This is a genomic window from Flavobacterium caeni (genome assembly GCF_900101895.1).
In the GTDB taxonomy this organism is placed as follows: domain Bacteria; phylum Bacteroidota; class Bacteroidia; order Flavobacteriales; family Flavobacteriaceae; genus Flavobacterium; species Flavobacterium caeni.
On the sequence record NZ_FMVF01000004.1, the window covers coordinates 37,542 to 57,351 of the forward strand.

Genomic DNA, 19,810 nt, shown 5'->3' on the forward strand with positions numbered 1-19,810 from the left:
TTTAGTGACCTGAAAAAGACGTATATTTGCGTCAATTCCGATACAATGTTACGCAGGATGCGGCTAATCACCCAGTTTTTTCTGCAACTACCGCGTAAACCCGATAAAATGTCATTTGCGCTGTAACAATATCAGATTCGTACTACTAAATAGCAATCATTAATCAAAAATCACATGAAAACAGACATTTTCGATCTACAAGCCAACCAGTCGCTCCAAGACCGATTGCAACAACTCACCGCCCAAACCACGCCGCTTTGGGGTAAAATGGACGCCGCGCAAATGGTGTTGCATTGTCAAAAGCCGCTCGACGTGGCCGATGGCAAGCTCATGCTCAACCGAAGCCTCATCGGGTTTTTGTTCGGACGCATGGCCAAAGAAAGTTTTTTAAAGAAAGACGAATTCAAGAAAAATTTACCGACTGCGCCGCAGTTCAAGATCACCCATCACCCTGATTTCGAGAAAGAGAAACAGGTGCTGGCCGACAGCATCAAAAAATTCGGGACAGTCGGCCCAAAAGTCATCATCAATAAAAAGCATCCTTTTTTTGGTACGATGAACGACCAGGAGTGGGGCATTTTGCAGTACAAACACCTCGACCATCATTTGAAGCAATTCGGGCTTTAAAGGAAATTCCAAATAACAAATCCCAAATTCCAATTTGAACGGTTGGAATTTGGGATTTGGATTTTGGATTTTGGAAGTTTCTACTCGATCACCATCTCCGGCACCTCGCCTTCGATGATCAAATCGGCTTCGGTCGATGCCACGATGTGTTCGACCGAAACGCCGGGCGCGCGTTCCAACAACTTGAAACCATGTGGCGTAATTTCCATCACGGCCAATTCGGTCACTACTTTTTTGACACAGCCCACGCCCGTGAGCGGCAACGTACAACGCTTGAGGATTTTCGATTCGCCGGCTTTGTTGACGTGCATCATGGCCACGATGATGTTCTCGGCCGAAGCCACCAGATCCATCGCGCCGCCCATGCCCTTGACCATCTTTCCGGGAATTTTCCAGTTGGCGATGTCGCCGTTTTCGGCCACCTCCATCGCGCCCAGGATCGTCAAATCGACTTTCTGGCTGCGGATCATGCCAAAGCTAAAAGCCGAATCAAAGAAACTCGCGCCGGGCAAGGTCGTGATGGTTTGCTTTCCGGCGTTGATCACGTCGGCGTCTTCTTCGCCTTCGAACGGGAACGGGCCCATGCCGAGCACGCCGTTTTCGCTCTGGAATTCTAACGAAATATCCGTGCGTACATAGTTGGCTACCAAGGTTGGGATGCCGATGCCAAGGTTCACGTAGTAACCGTCCTTGACTTCCTTGGCGATGCGTTTTGCGATTTGTTCTTTACCGAGTGCCATAGTATTTAGTTTAAATCGACGAGTATCGTTGTCCACGGGGTACGCGCGCCATCGGCACAAACCGCACGCACATAAAACGTGTATTGCGCCCAATTCGACATACCCGTAAAAGTAGGCGTGCCAAAGATCCCGATTTCGTAAATGGTTGCCGTGTTGATGCTTTGCGAGCCGCTCACAAGCGCATATTCGAATTGTGTTTGGCCGTTGTAGTCCCAGGTGAAATTCGCCTGACTCGCGCTGAGTTGCGTGTACTGCACGTTCGAAGGTTGGGTGCACATGTTGAGGTCGGTTTCGGCAAAATAAGTATAAGGTCCGCTCCAGGCGCTCCAACCCGTGCCGCCGCTGCAAAAAGAGCGTACGTAGAAATCATAGGTGGCACCTCCTTCGAGCGCAGGGGCAATGTGGTCGCTGTTGGTTTGCACCAAAATTCCCGCGCCTGCGGCCGTTCCCTGCGGGCCGTAGCTCACTTGGAAATGGGAGGTCTGTTCATCTGTATATGTCCACCCAAAACCAAATCCGTCTCCGTGGTACGCAAAAACAAGGTTGGTCGGGCCTTGGCAATAGTCCTCGAACGACAAGGCCTGCGCCGCCGTCCAGTTGCTCTTGAACGAGTCCGAACAGGCCGAACGCACATAAATGTAATAGGTGTATCCCGGAAGAATATTGAGTTCGGTTGCCGTCCAACGTTTGCTGGTTTCGGTAAACGGGTAAATGTATCCATTTTCAGGGCCGCCCGAGCCGCCCGCCGGCACCACCGACAGTTCGTAGTTCAAAGGCTCGTTGGTCCCGCTGAGTTGAACATCGACAAATTCGCCCTGCTGCGCCACGGTAAAACCCGATACATTTTCGCAAACCGGGAGGTTGACCGTCGGCGTGTTGTCGCTGTCGCTGCTACATCCTGCCAAGACAAGCGCGGCAAAAGTCATTACAAGAATTCTTGAATTGTAAAAAAGAGTCATAAAATAGCGTTACATTTTGGTTCTTACCGTGCGTTGTTCGATGCGCTTCTCGAATTTTTCGCCTTGAAAAATGCGCTGCACCATGATGCCCGGGATGTGGATTTCGTTCGGGTCGAGGCTACCCACGGGCAACAATTCCTCGACTTCGGCAATCGTGATTTTTCCAGCTCCGGCCATGGGCGCGTTGAAATTGCGCGCGGTTCCCTTGAAAATCAAATTGCCCGCTTCGTCGCCTTTCCATGCCTTGACGATCGAAAAATCGGCTTGGTAGGCGTGCTCGAGTATGTGCATCTTGCCGCCAAATTCGCGCGCTTCCTTACCCTCGGCCACTTCGGTACCGTAACCGGCTGGTGTATAGAAAGCAGGAATCCCAGCTTGGGCCGCACGGCATTTTTCGGCCAACGTGCCTTGCGGGGTGAGTTCGACTTCGAGTTCGCCCGAAAGCATCTGGCGCTCAAATTCGGCATTCTCGCCCACATACGACGAAATCATTTTCTTGATCTGGCGTTTTTGCAACAACAGGCCAAGCCCAAAATCGTCTACGCCTGCGTTGTTCGAAATACACGTCAAATTTATGACGTCAAGGCGCACCAGTTCGGCAATCGAATTCTCGGGAATCCCGCTGAGCCCAAAACCGCCGAGCATGATGGTTTGGCCGCTTTCTACGCCTTGCAGCGCTTCCTGTACTGAGTTTACTTTTTTGTTGATCATGTTTTTATTTTTCTCGCTGCGCTTCGAACAGTTCGGCTTCGCCTCGGGTGGGCGTTACCCTGCGGGTCGGGCTATCCGCTACAATCTTTTAAATTCCGCGCTGCTTCATTTAAAAGGATTTCCGCTGCAAACGAAGTTCACTGAACACCTATCAAAAATATTAATTCAGTGAAGTAATCCCTAACGCGAACGTAATGTGCTCCGCTCGGAACGTCCTTAGCTTAGTTCAAGTTTTTATACCTGAAGCCCACTGGGCTAAACCGAATGTCTGCTAGACATTCTCCTCTATATCATTTCCTCTTAATATCAAATCTAACGCAGTCTGTCAAACGTCGAACGTCGAACGTCGAATGTCCAACGAACACTCGTTCGACTTTCGACATTTGACCTTCGACTTAAAGTTCGAATTCATCCGTATCCTGCTCAAATTCCGCATCGGTCGTATCCTTGACCGGCACCCAGCAATCTACCTTGATCGCGAGGTTTTTCGGTCGTTCGAATTCGGCCTTGGACACATTGAGCTCTTTATCGGCATAACATTTTTCCATGAACAGGCCCCAAATCGGGAGCGCCGACGTAGCGCCCTGCCCGTACACGAGCGACTTGAAACGCGCCGAGCGGTCTTCGCAACCTACCCAAACACCCGTCGCCAGATTCGGCACCATGCCCACGAACCAACCATCGGACTGGTTTTGCGTGGTTCCGGTCTTGCCCGCAATCGGGTTGGTGAACACATACGGATAGCCCGTGACGCGGTTGTAACCGTGTCCGCCGCCTTGCGTACGCAACCTTGCGCCCGATCCGCTTTCGGTGACGCCTTGCAACAATTTGATCACCGCAAACGCGATGTCTTTGTTCAACACGTCGTGCGATTCGGGAACGGGTTCATAGATGATTATGCCGTTCTTGTCTTCGATACGCGTGATGAATTGCGGCTTGATGTACACGCCTTCGTTGGCAAAAGTGCTGTAGGCGGCCACCATGTCCTGCACCGTAATTTCTACGGCACCAAGCGCAATCGATGGCTGCGCAGGAATCTCCGAATGTACGCCCAGTTTGTGCGTGAGTTCTACCACAGGCTCGGGCCCGGTCTTGTCGATGAGTTTGGCCGAGACGGTGTTGATTGACAGTGCCAATGCTTTTTTGAGCGTGACCATACCGCGGTATTCGCCGTTCGAGTTTTGCGGTGTCCAGGTTTCGGTCACGTTGTGGCGGCCTTTCGGGATCGTGAACGGCGAGTCGATGATCGAATCACACGGCGACATGTTGAGCTGTTCGATGGCCGTCGCATACACAAACGGTTTGAATGTCGAGCCCACCTGGCGCGCACCTTGTCCTACGTGGTCGTATTGGAAATACTTGTAGTTGTTGCCGCCCACCCAAGCCTTGATGTGTCCTGTAGACGGTTCCATCGCCATGACACCCGACTGCAAAAACCCTTTGTAGTAGCGTATCGAATCGGTTGGGGTCATCACGGTGTCGCGTTCGCCTTTCCAGGTAAAAATCTTCATCTTGGTCTTGACGCCAAACGATTTTATGATGTCGGCTTCGCTTTTGCCCTGGCCTTCCATTTCGCGCCAACGGTCGGTGTTTTTCATCGCCTTGCGCATCAATCGGTTGGTTTCTTCTTCGTTCAAACGCAAAAACGGACGGTTCTTGTTGTTCTTTTGTTCGCTGTCGAATTCCTGTTGCAGGTTGGCCAAGTGCTCATAAACCGATTCCTCGGCATATTGCTGCATACGCGAATCGAGCGTCACATAAATCTTGAGTCCGTCTTTGTAGATGTCGTATTCCGAACCATCGGCTTTTTTGTTTTCCTTGGCCCATTTGCCCATGAAGTCGCGCAGGTATTCGCGAAAATACGTGGCCAAACCTTCTTTGTGGCTTTCGGGTTTGAAGTTGAGTACGATTGGTTTTTGCGACAAGCTGGCCTTGGCCGATTCTTCGAGGAATCCATTCTTGACCATTTGTCCGAGCACGGTGTTGCGTCGGTTGGTGACTTTTTCGATGCGACGCACCGGGTTGTACAACGACGGGTTTTTGAGCATCCCCACCAGCATCGCGCTTTCTTCGATCGTCAAATCGCGCGGTTCTTTGCCAAAATAAACCTTGGCCGCCGATCTGATCCCAACCGCCGTGTTCACAAAATCGGCCTTGTTCAAATACATCGCGATGATTTCGTTTTTGGTGTATTGGCGTTCGAGCCTGATGGCGATGATCCACTCCTTGGCTTTTTGTACGATGCGGAACAAAAAGAATTTCGAACCTTCGCCGTGGAACAACAATTTGGCGAGCTGTTGCGTGAGCGTACTCGCGCCGCCGCTGGTCCCAAGGCTCAAGGCCGCGCGAAGCGTACCGCGTCCGTCGATGCCAGAATGTTCGTAGAACCGTTCGTCTTCGGTGGCCACCAACGCATCGACCAGGTGTTTGGGCAGGTCGGAATATTTGACCATCGTACGGTTTTCGTTGTAGAATTTACCGATGGTCACACCGTCTGACGCAATGATTTCGGTGGCCAGGTTCGAATCGGGATTCTCCAAATCTTCGAACGATGGCATCGACCCGAACACGCCCCAAGAAGCGAGCAGGAAGAACAACGCCAAGGCGCCCATGCCATAGAGGAACACTTTCCAGAACAGCGTTTTGTAGTAGACGAGGTCTTTTTCGGTGGTTTTTGGTTTTTGGGCCATATTATTCTATTTTTTCGACGCGGAATCCCACTTCGGTGATGCCTTCAAGCCGTTCTACGCCGGCCACTTTTCCCGTTTGGCGCGCCGCCTGTCGGATGTGTACTTTGTAGGCGCCGTCTTTGAACGTCGCATTTTCCTTGTAGACGAGCTTGCTGTTTTTGACATCGGTAAACCCTTCGCCAAGCAGCGTACCGTCTGGCGCCGCCATTTGGTATTCGAGCGTGTCTACGGTCGTGAGCCCGCCCGGTTGTTCTAACGACACAATCAAAAATAAATTGCTGAACGGATAATTGTTGTTGTCGCGTACGTTCAGGTACATGTTGTAATGCTTGGTCGTGTCGAATTTGGGCAAATCAAAACGCACGATGCTGTCCTGGTGCCATGATTTACCAACCGAATGGTATTCGTCAAACACCCGCTTTTTGTCGCACGAGACCAGCGAGACCAATGTCATCAAAACTATACTAACTCGTAGCATCATTGCCTTTGTTCGGGTTGTTTCCCCTTCTTCGGTTCTTGTTCCTGTTCCTGTTCGAACGTTCGCCCGATTGGCCCTCGGCCCTCGGGGTGTTGTCTTCCGGCTTGCGCTCGCCTTGTGGACGTTGCGGACGGTTTTCGCGGTTGGCGTTCGGCTGACGCTCGCCTTGCGGACGATTCGGTTTGGCTTCGCCCTGGTTTCGCGCTTCGGTAGGTTGCCCTTCCTGCCGTTCGCCGCGGTTCCGGTCGTTGCGTCCTCTTGGGTTTCCTTCGCGGTTGCCGCCATCGCCACGTGCCTCGGCACCTTGTTTGTTTTTGTTCTTGTTTCGGCTTTTCTTGCGCTTGGGTTGGTCGAAACGCGTGATGCTTTCCTGGCCCATGGCGTTGCTGAACTTTTGTACCGGTTCGATTTCAATCTCGAACGCAAAATCTTCTAACGACGAAACTTTGTTTTTTTGTTTGTTCTCGGCAATGATTTCCTTGACCTGCTCGATCTTGAGCATGTGCCAGTTCGCATAATTGTCGGTGTAGGCAAACCACATCAGCCCTTTAAAGATGTCCTGTTTTTGACAAACGGCCGTGCCTTTTTCGGTTTGTAGCTTGGTGTCGAAATCGGGAAAATCCTGCAGCGCATCCATGTAGGTATCGAGTTCGTAGTTGAGGCAGCACTTGAGTTTGCCGCACTGGCCCGCCAATTTCTGCGGATTCAAGGACAATTGCTGGTAACGTGCCGCCGACGTGTTCACGCTGCGAAAATCGGTCAGCCAGGTCGAGCAACACAACTCGCGTCCGCACGATCCGATACCGCCGAGTCGGGCGGCTTCCTGTCTGAAACCCACCTGCTTCATCTCGATACGGGTCGAAAATTCGCGCGCAAAATCCTTGATCAATTGTCTAAAATCGATGCGGTCTTCGGCTGTGTAATAAAACGTTGCCTTCGATCCGTCGCCTTGGAATTCGATGTCCGAGATTTTCATCTGCAGGTTTTGCATGATGGCCAGTTCTCGTGCGCGCACCTTCATCGGTTCTTCTTTGTCGCGCGCCTGGCTCCAAATATCGATGTCTTTTTGCGATGCCTTGCGGTAAATCTTATGGATGTCGGGCGCATTGGGATTTACGCCTTTTTTCTTCATCTGGATCTTGACCAGTTCGCCGGTCAACGTTACGATGCCGATGTCGTGCCCTGGCGAAACCTCGGTGGCCACGATGTCGCCCATGCTCAGCGAAAGCTTTTCGGTATTGCGGTAAAACTCCTTGCGTCCGTTCTTGAAACGTACCTCGACGCAGTCAAAAGGCGCTTCGCCGTTGGGCAGGCTCATGTTCGAGAGCCAGTCGAACACCGTGAGTTTGTTGCAACTGTCGGTGCCGCAAGTGCCATTGTTCTTACAACCTTTCGGCGCACCGCCGGTAGAGGTTGAGCAACTTGTACATGCCATTGTATATGTAGTGCCGCTTGCGCAGCTTAAGTTCGTATTTGTTTAGTGCGTAAAGATAGTGTTTTAAGTCGAACGACAAAAGTCATAAAGACGTGAACTGTTCGCGCCTTTATGACTTTACGACCTTAAGACTTTACGACCTTAAGACTTTACGACCAATCAGTCAACCAGATACAATTTGTCCGAAAGCCTGATACGAAACGGCACCTTAAACGAAACAATATCGCCGGACGTCGCGATTTGGGCGGGCGCATCATCGACAAACATTTCGGCAATCGTCAACTGTTGATCGCCCGTTGTCGGGCCCGAGATCAGGACTGTATCGCCCGGCTTTAATTCGCCCGATTCGAGGAAAAATTGCCCGATTGACGCTTTCGGAAAAAAATGGATGCCCTTTCCAATCGGCTTTTTCTTGACTCTTGACTCTTGACTCCTGACTCTTGACTCCTGACTCCTGACTCTTTTTTCTAAAGTGGTCGGCGCGGTTCCGGTGATGCCGGTCGCCGAATTTTTATACGTCAACACATCCGACTTTCCTTTCTTGAAAATCATGTTGCCGTTCTTGATGCCGCGGCGCAACGCTTTTTGCTCGGCTTCGGGCAAATGGATGATGTCTACACATTCGGTCGAACAACAACCTTCCATGGTCGAAGCACATTCGTCGCATTGGATGAACAACAAATGGCACGCCTCGTTGGCGCAATTCGTATGGTTGTCGCACGGTTTGCCACATTGGTGGCAGTTCGAGACGATGTCGTCGGTAATTCTTTCGCCCAAACGGTGGTCGAACACGAAGTTCTTGCCGATGAATTTGCTTTGCAAGCCTTCGGCCTTGACCTGGCGCGTGTATTCGATGATGCCGCCCTCGAGCTGGTAAACGTTTTCAAAACCTTTGTGTTTGAAGTAGGCGCTCGCTTTTTCGCAACGGATGCCGCCCGTACAATACATCAGTAGTTTTTTGTCTTGTTTGTGTTCCGATAGTTGTTCTTCGATGATCGGCAAACTCTCGCGAAACGTGTCCACATCGGGTTTAATCGCACCCGTAAAATGCCCGATTTCGCTCTCGTAGTGGTTGCGCATGTCGACGACAATTGTATTCGGATCTTCGAGCAAATCGTTGAATTCTTTGGCTTTCAGGTGTACGCCGATGTTGGTCGGGTCGAACGAATCGTCTTCCAATCCATCGGCCACGATCTTGTCGCGCACCTTGATCGTGAGCTTCAAAAACGAATGGTCGTCCTGTTCGACGGCCACGTTGAGACGGATGCCTTTCATGAAATCGTAGGCCTCGATCGTATCTTTAAATTCGTAGAAATGATCGGCGGGCAAACTGAGCTGCGCGTTGATGCCTTCGTGGGCAACATAAATGCGGCCCAAAACCTCTAGCGGGTTCCACGCGATAAAAAGTTCGTTCCTGAATTGGGTAGGGTTTTCGATGCGCGCATAGGCATAGAACGACAAGGTAAGTCGTTGCTTTCCGGCGTCGTCTATCAGACGGGCCCGTTCCTCGGCGCTTAACGTGTTGTACAGTTGCATGCTATAAACAAATTAAGGGTAAGAATTATTTTCGAGGCAAAGGTAGGGAAAAAAGATCTTTTTGTGTCTACCCTTTAACAAGTGCCGATTTTTGGCGGTTTGGTCGGATTATGTAAACCCTATCGGTAAACCTATAACGGCCACGTCCATCGAATTGATGTACTTTATGTTACAGTTTAACCAACACGAAAAACCATGGAAAGAAGAGAATTTTTGCGAAGCTCGGCCCGAACGATGCTCGTCACCACAGGGCTGTTCATTGCCGGCAGATTGGTCGTTTCCTGCAGCGACGACGACGATGGCTTCAGAGGCTATTATGACGGCTACTACGACGGCTATTACGACGACCGCGTTGCCCAACCCGAGGCGCCAAAACAGGCCGAACGCGCCGAGTAACCGTCCCTTTTGTGAACCGCATCCTGTTTTTACACGACACCGACCTTTCGTTGTTGCGCGGCGCCGAGCTCACCATCAAACAACTCATGGCGTTCGGGACAACGAAAGGTTTTGCCGTGTCGGCCGATGCGGTAACCGATTTTGACCAAACGCGTGCGCAAATCGCGCAAAATAACCTCGTGATCGTATGCAGCACCTCGCGTTGTACGTTCGAAAAGGAGTTGCTTGGGTATTTGATCGACCAAGCTGTCCGTTACATCAAGATTGAATTCGACTACAATTTTTGCATGCGGCGTACGGTGCAGTGTACGGTAGACCCCGCGGTATCGAATTGTTGCGATGTGACCAAATTTCACCTTTATCGGGATTTGTTTGCCAAGTCTGAATTTTGCGTGTTCCAATCGCCCAGACATTATGAGATCCACGCCGAATTGTTCGGCAAAGCCATCCACGACCACTTGGTCATGCCGCCAACGGTAGAGGTCGATGCGCTGCAGATTGCTAAAGACAAGGACCAGATTACGATTCCGTTCTTCGGCGATTTGAGCGTCATCAAAGGCGGACAAGCCTACCTCGATTACGCCGCCGAACACCCCGAAAAGCAATTTGTCGTCTATGGTCAAAACCGGATGGCTTCCGAAATTTCGTCTAACGTGGTGTTCAAAGACATGGTCCCGAATGAGCGGGTGCTCGAGATTTTGGGTAAGACGCGCTATTTTTTCTGTAAACCGTTTTGGCCAGAACCTTCGGGCAGGTTGGCCGCAGAGGCTTTCTTGTCGGGTTGCGAAATCATCGCCAACGACCGAGTAGGTACGTTTTCGTTCGATTTTTACCCCAACGATCCCGAGCGCGCCAAAAGTGAAATCAAGGCGACGATTCCCGCTTTTTGGGACAAGGTGACGGCAACTTTCGAGGCGCCATCCGCAAGACACCCCAAACTCGGACGTGTGCTGGTCAAGAAATCCTCGGGCGGCATCGGCGATTTTTTCTTTTGTATCCCGGCCTTGCATGCACTCAATGCGGTATCGGAATCGGTTACTTTTGCGATCATGCCGCGGCTGGTTTCGTTTTTTGGCCACCATCTGCAAGGCCTTGAAGTCATCGACCAGGACAGCGCACAAACCCAAAACCAGTACGATGTGGTGGTCGAGCTCGGCAATTATCCCGCCTACCTGAACGGTTTCAAGTTACCCGATGCCATCGCCTACACCACGCACCACAAGTTAAAGCAACACGCCTCGGCGCACTACCTCGACGCCGTGGCGCGGTTGCATCCCGATTGCGATGTACGCATGCGCTTTCCGTATTTCGAACACCAAATCAATACGTCGCAGCCCTACTACACCTTGCACGCCGGGGCCGGAGCAATCCGAAAGGCGTGGTCGGTTGCGGGTTTCGCCAACCTGATCCTGCAAATCCATGCCCAGTTTCCGCAACTGAAGTGCAAAATCATCCAAGGCCCGGGCGATCCTAACCCGCTGGACTTGTTCGACACCAAACCCGAATTTATCGATACCGTTACCGGCGGCATGGACCAAGTGGGCGAGGCGATGGCCGGCGCGTGGTTCCACATCGGGAACGATTCGGGGATCACGCATGTGGCCGGTGCGTTCAACGTCCCGACGGTTGGCATCTACGGCCCGACGGGTCCCGGGGCGTGGGGAAGCATGGCCGAACACAGCGAAATTGTTTGGGGAAAGCCCGGGAATTGCGACATCGCTTGCAATTCGAACGTACTCGAACAATGCGGCAACAGGGTTTGCTTGAGCGCCATCGATACGCCACAGGTGATGGCCAAATGGTATGCGTTGCTGCAAAATGCCTATCCGCAAAACCCATCGGTTTGGGTACTGAATCCCGGTTTGAAGGTCGACCAACAAGAGAAATCGTGTATGCTTTCGATCGACGGCAACGAGTTCGACATCGACTTTGCCGACGCATCGGTCAAGAGCAACGTCTTGAAGATCCTTTCGGGCAATTTTTCTGTATCGAACGAGGAAAACATGCCCGAGTTTGTCGATTTTCTGTTCGCGCAAAAAATGTTGTTTGCCATTCCATCGATCCCGTCAAGACAAGACACAAAAAAACCACGCAAAAACGTGGTTTGAAAATTTGGTCTCTCGAAGGCTTAGCAAAACTCGCCGTAAGCGTCCATCAGGTTCTCGGCGATGATTTCTGCCGGACGACCCTCGATGTGGTGACGCTCGAGCATGTGCACCAACTCGCCGTCCTTGAACAGCGCAATACTTGGCGAAGACGGCGGGAACGGAAACATTTTTGCCCGTGCCGCATCGACCGCTTCTTTGTCGACGCCCGCAAAAACCGTCACCAAATGGTCTGGTTTTTTGGCACCGCTAAGGCTTTGTTTGGCACCCGGGCGCGCGTTTCTGGCGGCACATCCGCATACAGAATTCACGACCACCAATGTAGTGCCCGACTTGGCCAGTGCATTGTCTACCGCGCCGGCGCTATATAATTCTTCAAACCCGGCTTCGGCCAATTCGGCGCGCATCGGGCTTACCATTTCTTCTGGATACATAATCGTTTAATTAAAGGTTAAAAGACCCGCCAAAGATACGAAGATTTACTGCGCGAACTGATAAAGATTTGTTATAGTTTTCGCTAACGGAACGTGTACCGGATGCCCATGAACGTTCGGATGCCCTGGTTTGGGCCATACACATAACTTGGATCAAACGTAAGCGCATAAGGGTTGTCGGGTGTCGCAATCACATTTCCCGAAGGGTCGAATTGTACATTCTTGTCGAACGGGTCGTTGGCCCTTGCAATGATGAACGGATTGCCGTGTTGCGGTGTCCAGTTGAGCAAATTCTTGACGCCCGCATAGAACTCAAAACCCTTGACGCCCCGAAACCTGGCCTGGATGTTTTGGATGCTGAAAGGCTCAGATTCGGCGCGGCGCGGATCGAGCGCACCCAATGTGGGTAAACGCATCGGCCCATACAGGTTTCCGGTGTAGTCCAGGTCGAGGAATGCCTTGGGGAACGAATACGAAACGGCCCAAGTACCCGACCATTTTTCGGTCAGGATCTGTCGGGTTTTTTGTCCGTTCTCGGTTTTGGAAACATCCATAAACGTCGCGCCCAGGATCACCTTGAGCCCGCCAAAAACCATATCGGTATTGAGGCTCACGCCCTGGCTGACCGAATGTCCGTCGAGGTTTTTGTAGACGATCTGGTTCGGATTCGTCTCGTAATCGGGAAGGATCGAGTTGGTAAAATGCGTATACCACGCCGTGCCTTCGAGCGCAATGAAACTGCCGTCCGCGGTGTGGATTTTTTTGAGATAATTCAAATTTGCGTTGTAGGAGCGCTCGGGTTTCAGGTCTTCGAGGATCACCACATCGCGCGAACCCGTCAGCGCCGCATGTTCTTCGGTAAACAGGTTCACCACGCGAAATCCCGTACCCGCGTTGAGCCGCAGGATGTCGTTGTCGGTGACCTCCCATTTGTAGGCCAGACGCGGCGTGAGGATCGAGCCGTGGCGGTTGTTGTAATCCCAGCGTAAACCTGCGAGCAATTTGTGTTGTTCACCCAATGCAATTTCGTCCTGCGCAAAAACACCGGGAATCCAGGTCTGGTCGGAGGTCACGGTAGCAGGGGTGTTGTCGTTGTAAAACTGGTAGCGCAACGCCGCGCCAAACAACCAATCGTGCGCGCCTTTTTGTTTGTCCCAGGTGAGCTGGCCGAAACCGATTTTTTGCTGCGCGAGATAAGGCATGTTGCCGTACACGGAATTCTGGTCGTGGTCGGTATACGAAAAAGAGAGCAGCATTTTCTCGGTCAGCGGCAATTCGTAGGAGCCAAGAATTTCCCAACGTTTGGTGTAGATGCTCTCGCCGTAAACCACATCGCCGCCGCGGAAGTTTTTGTTCCACTGCAGCTCGCCGCCCCATCGGTCCTCATAAAAATAGCGCCCGGCCATCGAAAACAGTTTGTTGCTCTTGCGTTTGAAATTCCACTTTTGGAACACCGAGATGCGGTCCTGTAACGTCACGTCGGTAAAGTTGTCGTGGTTGTTGTCGATGGGGTTCGAGTAGTTGAAATAATTCGCGCCGAGCAACAGCGTCGCGGCCTTTCCCACATCGGTCTTGAAACCCAGATCGAGGTTGGCCTCGCCCCAACTCGTCGAAAACACATCGGCAGAAAACGCAGCGGCATTCTTGGGGTTTTTGGTGACGATGTTGATCAGCCCGCCCACGGCCTCGCTGCCGTACAAAGACGATGCGGGGCCTTTGACGATTTCGATGCGGTCAATCAGCGAATTGGGGATGCCCGACAGTCCGTAAACCGTCGACAATCCGCTGACGATGGGCATGCCGTCGATGAGCACCAACGTATACGGCCCTTCGAGCCCGTTGATGTGGATGTCGCCCGTGTTGCACACGTTGCAGTTGATTTGCGGGCGTACGCCGTTGACGTTTTGCATAGCCTCGAAAATGTTGGGTGTGGGGTTTTTCTTGAAAAATGTGGGTTTGTAGATTTCGACCGGAACCGGGCTTTCGACACGGCTCACGGCTTTCATCGTGCCGGTGATGACCACTTCGTCGAGCGTTTGTTCCGATTGCAGGTCGAAGTCGAGCGTGACAGGCATCGAATCGATCACCACCGGTTGCTGCTGGGTTTTGAATCCGGGCGCAGACACCGATACCGAATAAGTGCCCGGGCCGAGCGCGAATTGGTAACGGCCCTGTTTGTCGGTGGAGATTTTCATGCGTTGGTTGACCAAAACAGTAGCCCCGTTGCGCGGTTTGCCGTTTGCGGTGACGGTTCCGACCAGGGTTTGGGCTGTGAGAATATTAGTAAAAAAAAGAAGGAAAAACCAAAAGACAGTTTTCATTTTAGATTTACATCAATTAAAATTTAGACAAAACTAAAAATATTATTTTGTAAATAAAAACATTTATATTTGTTTTTAAATTAATCTGTTAGATGAAAGGAAAATCGCTCGAAGAAGTCAACGAATCGGTTGCCACGCAAAACACCACGTCGCGGTTCAGGAAGATACTCGCCTTTTTTGGCCCGGCCTACCTGATCTCGGTGGGTTACATGGACCCGGGCAACTGGGCCACCGACATCGCGGGCGGTAGCCAGTTTGGGTATGCGCTCATTTGGGTGCTGCTCATGAGCAACATCATGGCGCTGCTTTTGCAAAGTTTGAGCGCGCGCCTGGGCATTGTGTCGCGGCTCGACCTGGCGCAGGCCTCGCGCGAGACGTACCCCAAATTCGTCAACTACATTCTCTATTTTTTGGCCGAGATTGCCATTGCGGCCTGCGACTTGGCCGAGGTACTCGGTATGGCCATCGGGCTCAATTTGTTGTTCGACATCTCGCTCGTCAACGGGGTCATCATTACCGTTCTCGATACGTTTTTATTGCTGTTTTTGATCAACAAAGGCATCCGCAAGATGGAGGCGTTCATCATCGCGCTCGTGGCCGTCATCGGGTTTTCGTTTGTGTGCGAAATGATTTTCGCCGAGCCCGAAATTCCAAAGATTTTAGGCGGATTGGTCCCTTCGCTCCCGAGCGATGCCGCACTCTACATCGCCATCGGCATCATTGGCGCGACGGTCATGCCGCACAATTTATACCTACATTCTTCGTTGGTACAAACGCGCAAATTCGACCGTTCGCCGTCGGGCATCAAACAGGCCATCAAATACAACCTGATCGATTCGACCATCGCGCTCAACCTCGCTTTTTTTGTCAACGCGGCCATCTTGATCCTTGCCGCGGCGACGTTTTATAAAAATGGGATGTACCATGTGGCCGAGATCCAGGACGCGCACCAGTTTTTAGAACCCATGCTGGGCACCAAGTGGGCGCCGATATTGTTTGCCGTCGCGCTGATCGCCGCGGGTCAAAGCTCGACGATTACCGGGACGCTGGCGGGGCAAATCATCATGGAAGGTTACATCAACCTGCGCATCCAACCGTGGATCAGACGTATACTCACGCGGCTCATCGCGATCGTGCCGGCCGTGATTGTCATCTCGATTTTTGGCGAGGGCGTGACGGGCAAATTGCTCATCTTTAGCCAGGTGGTTTTGAGTTTGCAGCTCGGGTTCGCGATCATCCCGCTGATCCATTATGTAAGCGACAAGACCAAGATGGAAGGCTTCCACATCGGGTTTTGGACCAAGACGGCGGCGTGGATCATCGCGTCGATCATTGTATCGCTCAACGCCAAATTGGTGTTCGACGAAATCCAGGGGTGGATTGCTGCCTCGGCGAACCCGATTTGGTTGTGGCTCACCGTGGTGCCATTGGCCGTAGGGTTTGCGGTGTTATTGCTGTACATTGTGTTCAATCCGTTTTTTTCACGCAAACAACGCATCCTGAACCATTCGCCGCACAATCTCGCGCTCAAGTGGACGCGGCAAAGCACCTACGACACCAAGAAGATCGCGATTTCGGTCGATTTTTCGGAGGCCGACCAGGCCGCGCTCAACCATGCTTTTGCGTTGGGCGGCAAGGATGCCAATTATGTGCTGATTCATGTGGTGGAATCGGTGGGCGCGATTGTTTACGGTGCCCATATTGTCGATCACGAGACGAGTGTCGATGAAAAATTGTTGCACGATTATTTCGAGATGTTGTCGGACAAAGGCTTTAAGGTAGACACGAAACTGGGCTTTGGCGATCCGGCCAAGGTGATCCCCAAGATCATCAACGAAAACCAGTTCGATGTGCTGGTCATGGGCACACACGGCCATACCGGTTTCAAGGACTTGATTTTTGGGACCACGGTCGACAAGGTACGGCACAAGATCAGGATTCCGTTGTTTATCGTGAAGAACTGACGTCGCGTGAGGGATAGCAGTGGAAATCCTTTTGCGGCCGAGCGCTAGCGAGGCCGTAAAAGATTGCAACGAATAGCCCGACGGCGGCCACAAAATTTGCCAACACGACCAAACGCCGACCGCCGGCACGCCCCAACTTTCATTCAAAATTTAAAATTCATCATTTAAAATTTCCAATCGATGACTTTTTCAGAAGAAAATTACCTCAAGACCATTTACCACCTTACAACGCTTTTGGACGGCGAAGTGAGCACCAACGCCATAGCCGAAAAGATGGAGACCAAGGCGTCGTCGGTGACCGACATGCTCAAGAAACTGGCCGAGAAGCAACTGATACACTACAAAAAATACCAAGGCGTTTCGCTCACGCCAAACGGATTGCTGGCCGCCAAGATGATTGTGCGCAAGCACCGGCTGTGGGAAGTGTTCCTGGTCGAGAAACTCGATTTTGCGTGGGATGAGGTGCACGAGATTGCCGAACAGCTCGAACACATCCAATCGGACCAGCTCATCAACCGGCTCGACGATTTTTTGGGCAACCCTACCGAAGACCCGCACGGCGACCCGATTCCCGACGTGCACGGCCGCATCGTCAAGATCGACAAACAGTTGTTGTCTGAACTGCACGAGGGGCAAAGCGGGATTTGCGTGGGCGTCAAGGATACGTCGAGCGAATTCTTGCAATACCTCGACAAACAAGGCATCGCGCTTGGATCAAGGATAGACGTGTTGGTACGCGAAACGTTCGACCAGTCGTTGCGCATCAAAGTGGGCGGCAAAGAACTCATGATTTCGAACAAGATCGCGGGCAACCTGTTCGTAAAACTTGTTTAACTACAGCCGCAATCGCCATTGCCGCAGTCCTTTTTCTTTTTGGATTTGAAAAAGAACTTGCGCACCAAAAAGAAAATGGCGGTCCCGAGTAACGCGTAGGCTATAATTTGCTGGATCATGACAGGATTTGATAAGCGACGAGCGCGGCCAGATAGGCAATGAGGCTCATCGAGACGAATTGTACCGCGGGCCACTTCCATGAATTGGTTTCTTTTTTAACAATCGCAAGCGTACTGGCGCATTGCATCGCAAACGCGTAAAACAGCAGCAGCGATATGCCCGTGGCAAAATCGAATACTTTTTTGCCCGTATCGGCGTGTACCTCGGCGGCCATTTTTTGCTTGATCGGTTCTTCGCTTTCGGTGTCGCCGATGCTGTAAATCGTGGCCAGCGTACCGACGAACACTTCTCTCGCGGCAAACGACGTGATGATCGCGATCCCGATTTTCCAATCGTAGCCCAGCGGCGCGATGGCGGGTTCGATCGCGTGGCCCATCAACCCGATGTAGGAGTTTTCGAGTTTGTGCGAAGCGATGTGCGTTTGCAGTTCTTCTTCGGAATATTCGGCATGCGCGGCGCGCTCCTTGACGATGGCTTCGGCGTTGTTGAAATGCTCGCCCGGCCCGTACGAGGCCAGGAACCACAGGATGATCGAAATGGCCAGGATGATCTTGCCCGCGCCATAGACGAACGCCTTGGTTTTTTCGATCACATTGATCGCGACGTTCTTGGGCAGCGGCACTTTGTACGTAGGCATTTCGACCACAAAGAACGATTTGCCTTGCAGCTTGACGATTTTGTTGAGGATGTAGGCCGATAAAATCGCCATCGCAAATCCGGCAAGGTACAGCCCCATCAAGGTAAGCCCTTGCAGGTTGAAGAACCCACCCACTTTTTGGTCGGGGATCACCAGTGCAATGATGATGGCATACACGGGCAAACGCGCCGAACAGGTGGTAAACGGCGTGACCAAAATCGTGATGAGTCGTTCCTTCCAGCTTTCGATGTTGCGCGTGGCCATGATGGCCGGAATCGCACAGGCCGTACCCGAAATAAGCGGGACGACACTTTTGCCCGACAGCCCGAACCGGCGCATGATTTTGTCCATCAAAAACACCACGCGGCTCATGTAACCGCTTTCTTCGAGGATCGAGATGAACAGGAACAAAAATGCGATTTGCGGGATAAAGATCACCACGCCGCCAATGCCCGGAATGATGCCCTCGGCGAGCAGGTCGGTGAGCATGCCCGGCGGCAAGTGTTCGGAAGTATAGGCCGCGAGCGATGCAAAACTTTCGTCGATGAAATCCATCGGGTAACTCGACCAGTCGAAAATCGATTGGAAAATCAACAGCAAAATAGCGGCGAAAATCACATAGCCCCACACTTTGTGCGTCAAGATGCGGTCTAGTTTGCCGCCCAGGCTCGTGGCTTTCGAGGCATCGATTTTTTGCCCCACCTTGAGCGTGTCGTTGATGAACTGGTAGCGTTTGATGGTTTCCTTTTGCTGCAAACGCTTGAGTTCGGCCACCGACTTGGTGAACGCATTCGGAATTTGGTGCCGCTCCAAATGGCCAAAGTTGACGTCCTGCCCAATCACGAGCCACAGTTTGTATACGTCTTGGTTCGGGAACGCCTGACGCAATTGGTCAAAGTACGCGGGATCGATCGACGACGTATCGACACACGGCTGGGTCGAAAGCAACTTGTAATCGGCGATCAATTGTTTCAGCGTGTCGATGCCCGTGCCTTTGCGCGACGAAACCAACGCAATCTTGGTGTTGAGTTTGTCTTCGAGGTGCGCGATGTCGAGCGAGATGCCTTTGCGGTCCATGCGGTCGGCCATGTTGATGACCAGGATCGTCGGGATTTGGAGGTCCTTGATTTGCGTGAACAACAGCAGGTTGCGCTTGAGGTTTTCGACATCGGTCACCACGACGGCCACATCGGGAAACAGTTTGTCGTTTTTGTTGAGCAGCAATTCGACCACCACATTTTCGTCGATGGAACTCGCGTTGAGGCTGTACGTCCCCGGCAAATCGACGATGTTCGCGTGGTTGTGGCCGGGCAGTTTGCAGAACCCCACTTTTTTCTCGACGGTGATGCCCGGATAGTTGCCCACATGTTGGTTAAGCCCCGTCAAATGATTGAATACCGAAGTCTTTCCGACATTCGGATTCCCGATCAGCGCTACGTTGATGTTTTGGTTGCTCATAGCGTTTGGATCGGTTCGACGGTAATATTTTTGGCCGTCTCTGTGCGGATGGCCAGGTGCGAACCATTGATGTCCAAATACAGCGGATCGCCGAGCGGCGCAACCTGCAACAAGACCACTTCATTGCCCGGCAGGCAACCCATTTCGAGCAATTTGAGAGGGATGAGGTCGAGGTCGAAGTCGGCTATCGTGGCGCGTTGCCCTTTTTTGAGATCGTGGATGGTGGTTCGCAACTTATTTAGAATGGATTTAAGTTACAAAAGTAAGGATATTAAGTGTAAAGTCGAACAGAAAATTGGAACGCGATCAAATGCGGTCAAAGCGACATTGTAAAGCGCACGTTTTTTAAAGTTGTTACAAATTTT

Annotated in this window: 17 protein-coding genes; 5 read left to right on the plus strand and 12 right to left on the minus strand. The window is 51.8% G+C overall.

Going from position 1 to position 19,810, the window contains the following annotated elements; translation table 11 throughout:
• Positions 1–174: 174 nt before the first annotated feature.
• Positions 175–627: a DUF1569 domain-containing protein gene (locus BLP55_RS04235; RefSeq protein ID WP_091141094.1), complete on the plus strand. Its 453-nt coding sequence runs from the start codon at positions 175–177 to the stop codon at positions 625–627.
• An 80-nt stretch (positions 628–707) separates the two neighbouring features.
• On the opposite strand, the gene BLP55_RS04240 is transcribed toward BLP55_RS04235, so the two are convergent.
• The 7 genes from BLP55_RS04240 to trhO all read right to left on the minus strand — a co-directional run bounded on the left by BLP55_RS04240 (position 708) and on the right by trhO (position 9,176).
• Positions 708–1,367 carry a 3-oxoacid CoA-transferase subunit B gene (locus tag BLP55_RS04240; protein WP_091141095.1) on the minus strand — a complete coding sequence of 220 codons (660 nt, stop codon included), beginning with the start codon at positions 1,365–1,367 and terminating at the stop codon, positions 708–710.
• Between the two features lie 5 nt (positions 1,368–1,372).
• The gene (locus tag BLP55_RS04245) at positions 1,373–2,293 is read right to left on the minus strand and encodes a hypothetical protein (RefSeq protein ID WP_091141096.1); all 921 of its coding nucleotides are present in this window, start codon (positions 2,291–2,293) and stop codon (positions 1,373–1,375) included.
• A gap of 42 nt (positions 2,294–2,335) precedes the next feature.
• Entirely contained in the window at positions 2,336–3,037 is a 702-nt protein-coding gene (locus tag BLP55_RS04250) for a CoA transferase subunit A (RefSeq protein WP_091141097.1), read from the minus strand.
• 395 nt (positions 3,038–3,432) lie between these two features.
• Positions 3,433–5,727 carry a penicillin-binding protein 1A gene (locus BLP55_RS04255; protein ID WP_091141098.1) on the minus strand — a complete coding sequence of 765 codons (2,295 nt, stop codon included), beginning with the start codon at positions 5,725–5,727 and terminating at the stop codon, positions 3,433–3,435.
• Position 5,728: 1 nt separating this feature from the next.
• Positions 5,729–6,208 (minus strand): gliding motility lipoprotein GldH, encoded by a 480-nt coding sequence (locus tag BLP55_RS04260; RefSeq protein WP_091141099.1) that lies wholly within the window; start codon positions 6,206–6,208, stop codon positions 5,729–5,731.
• Positions 6,192–7,640, minus strand: coding sequence for a PSP1 domain-containing protein (ricT, locus tag BLP55_RS04265; protein ID WP_091141100.1), 1,449 nt, complete (start codon positions 7,638–7,640; stop codon positions 6,192–6,194). The genes BLP55_RS04260 and ricT overlap by 17 nt, the downstream gene beginning before the upstream one ends.
• Positions 7,641–7,799: 159 nt before the next feature.
• Positions 7,800–9,176: an oxygen-dependent tRNA uridine(34) hydroxylase TrhO gene (trhO, locus tag BLP55_RS04270; RefSeq protein WP_091141101.1), complete on the minus strand. Its 1,377-nt coding sequence runs from the start codon at positions 9,174–9,176 to the stop codon at positions 7,800–7,802.
• 195 nt (positions 9,177–9,371) lie between these two features.
• Here trhO and BLP55_RS16780 point away from each other — a divergent pair, with 195 nt between their 5' ends.
• Entirely contained in the window at positions 9,372–9,572 is a 201-nt protein-coding gene (locus BLP55_RS16780) for a hypothetical protein (RefSeq protein ID WP_139149601.1), read from the plus strand.
• An 11-nt stretch (positions 9,573–9,583) separates the two neighbouring features.
• Complete coding sequence (locus BLP55_RS04275; RefSeq protein WP_139149602.1) at positions 9,584–11,680, plus strand: glycosyltransferase family 9 protein; 2,097 nt, start codon at positions 9,584–9,586, stop codon at positions 11,678–11,680.
• A 20-nt stretch (positions 11,681–11,700) separates the two neighbouring features.
• Here BLP55_RS04275 and BLP55_RS04280 read toward each other — a convergent pair whose 3' ends face one another.
• Together BLP55_RS04280 and BLP55_RS04285 are read right to left on the minus strand one after the other, a co-directional pair.
• Positions 11,701–12,111 (minus strand): BrxA/BrxB family bacilliredoxin, encoded by a 411-nt coding sequence (locus BLP55_RS04280; RefSeq protein WP_091141103.1) that lies wholly within the window; start codon positions 12,109–12,111, stop codon positions 11,701–11,703.
• 83 nt (positions 12,112–12,194) lie between these two features.
• Positions 12,195–14,432: a TonB-dependent receptor gene (locus tag BLP55_RS04285; RefSeq protein WP_091141104.1), complete on the minus strand. Its 2,238-nt coding sequence runs from the start codon at positions 14,430–14,432 to the stop codon at positions 12,195–12,197.
• A 92-nt stretch (positions 14,433–14,524) separates the two neighbouring features.
• Here BLP55_RS04285 and BLP55_RS04290 point away from each other — a divergent pair, with 92 nt between their 5' ends.
• Positions 14,525–16,396 carry an Nramp family divalent metal transporter gene (locus BLP55_RS04290; protein WP_091141105.1) on the plus strand — a complete coding sequence of 624 codons (1,872 nt, stop codon included), beginning with the start codon at positions 14,525–14,527 and terminating at the stop codon, positions 16,394–16,396.
• A 180-nt stretch (positions 16,397–16,576) separates the two neighbouring features.
• Entirely contained in the window at positions 16,577–17,230 is a 654-nt protein-coding gene (locus BLP55_RS04295) for a metal-dependent transcriptional regulator (RefSeq protein ID WP_091141106.1), read from the plus strand.
• Here BLP55_RS04295 and BLP55_RS04300 read toward each other — a convergent pair.
• Genes BLP55_RS04300 through BLP55_RS04310 form a run of 3 tightly spaced genes read right to left on the minus strand, consistent with a single transcriptional unit; the run spans position 17,227 to position 19,678 of the window.
• On the minus strand, positions 17,227–17,349 hold the full coding sequence (locus BLP55_RS04300; RefSeq protein WP_091141107.1) for a FeoB-associated Cys-rich membrane protein: 123 nt from the start codon (positions 17,347–17,349) through the stop codon (positions 17,227–17,229). The two genes, BLP55_RS04295 and BLP55_RS04300, sit on opposite strands and share 4 nt — an antisense overlap.
• Positions 17,346–19,445, minus strand: a complete 2,100-nt coding sequence (gene feoB / locus BLP55_RS04305) for a ferrous iron transport protein B (protein ID WP_091141108.1) — start codon at positions 19,443–19,445, stop codon at positions 17,346–17,348. The genes BLP55_RS04300 and feoB overlap by 4 nt, the downstream gene beginning before the upstream one ends.
• Positions 19,442–19,678 carry a FeoA family protein gene (locus BLP55_RS04310; RefSeq protein ID WP_091141109.1) on the minus strand — a complete coding sequence of 79 codons (237 nt, stop codon included), beginning with the start codon at positions 19,676–19,678 and terminating at the stop codon, positions 19,442–19,444. The genes feoB and BLP55_RS04310 overlap by 4 nt, the downstream gene beginning before the upstream one ends.
• Between the last annotated feature and the right edge of the window lie 132 nt (positions 19,679–19,810).

What these genes read in the sequence shown, in the direction of transcription:
- BLP55_RS04255 (WP_091141098.1), bottom strand. Translation starts at nt 5,727, where the DNA reads ATGGCCCAAAAACCAAAAACCACCGAAAAAGACCTCGTCTACTACAAA.
- trhO (WP_091141101.1), bottom strand. Translation starts at nt 9,176, where the DNA reads ATGCAACTGTACAACACGTTAAGCGCCGAGGAACGGGCCCGTCTGATA.
- BLP55_RS04285 (WP_091141104.1), bottom strand. Translation starts at nt 14,432, where the DNA reads ATGAAAACTGTCTTTTGGTTTTTCCTTCTTTTTTTTACTAATATTCTC.
- BLP55_RS16780 (WP_139149601.1), top strand. Translation starts at nt 9,372, where the DNA reads ATGGAAAGAAGAGAATTTTTGCGAAGCTCGGCCCGAACGATGCTCGTC.
- feoB (WP_091141108.1), bottom strand. Translation starts at nt 19,445, where the DNA reads ATGAGCAACCAAAACATCAACGTAGCGCTGATCGGGAATCCGAATGTC.
- BLP55_RS04235 (WP_091141094.1), top strand. Translation starts at nt 175, where the DNA reads ATGAAAACAGACATTTTCGATCTACAAGCCAACCAGTCGCTCCAAGAC.
- BLP55_RS04300 (WP_091141107.1), bottom strand. Translation starts at nt 17,349, where the DNA reads ATGATCCAGCAAATTATAGCCTACGCGTTACTCGGGACCGCCATTTTC.
- BLP55_RS04240 (WP_091141095.1), bottom strand. Translation starts at nt 1,367, where the DNA reads ATGGCACTCGGTAAAGAACAAATCGCAAAACGCATCGCCAAGGAAGTC.
- BLP55_RS04280 (WP_091141103.1), bottom strand. Translation starts at nt 12,111, where the DNA reads ATGTATCCAGAAGAAATGGTAAGCCCGATGCGCGCCGAATTGGCCGAA.
- BLP55_RS04290 (WP_091141105.1), top strand. Translation starts at nt 14,525, where the DNA reads ATGAAAGGAAAATCGCTCGAAGAAGTCAACGAATCGGTTGCCACGCAA.
- BLP55_RS04250 (WP_091141097.1), bottom strand. Translation starts at nt 3,037, where the DNA reads ATGATCAACAAAAAAGTAAACTCAGTACAGGAAGCGCTGCAAGGCGTA.
- BLP55_RS04245 (WP_091141096.1), bottom strand. Translation starts at nt 2,293, where the DNA reads ATGACTTTTGCCGCGCTTGTCTTGGCAGGATGTAGCAGCGACAGCGAC.
- ricT (WP_091141100.1), bottom strand. Translation starts at nt 7,640, where the DNA reads ATGGCATGTACAAGTTGCTCAACCTCTACCGGCGGTGCGCCGAAAGGT.
- BLP55_RS04260 (WP_091141099.1), bottom strand. Translation starts at nt 6,208, where the DNA reads ATGATGCTACGAGTTAGTATAGTTTTGATGACATTGGTCTCGCTGGTC.
- BLP55_RS04295 (WP_091141106.1), top strand. Translation starts at nt 16,577, where the DNA reads ATGACTTTTTCAGAAGAAAATTACCTCAAGACCATTTACCACCTTACA.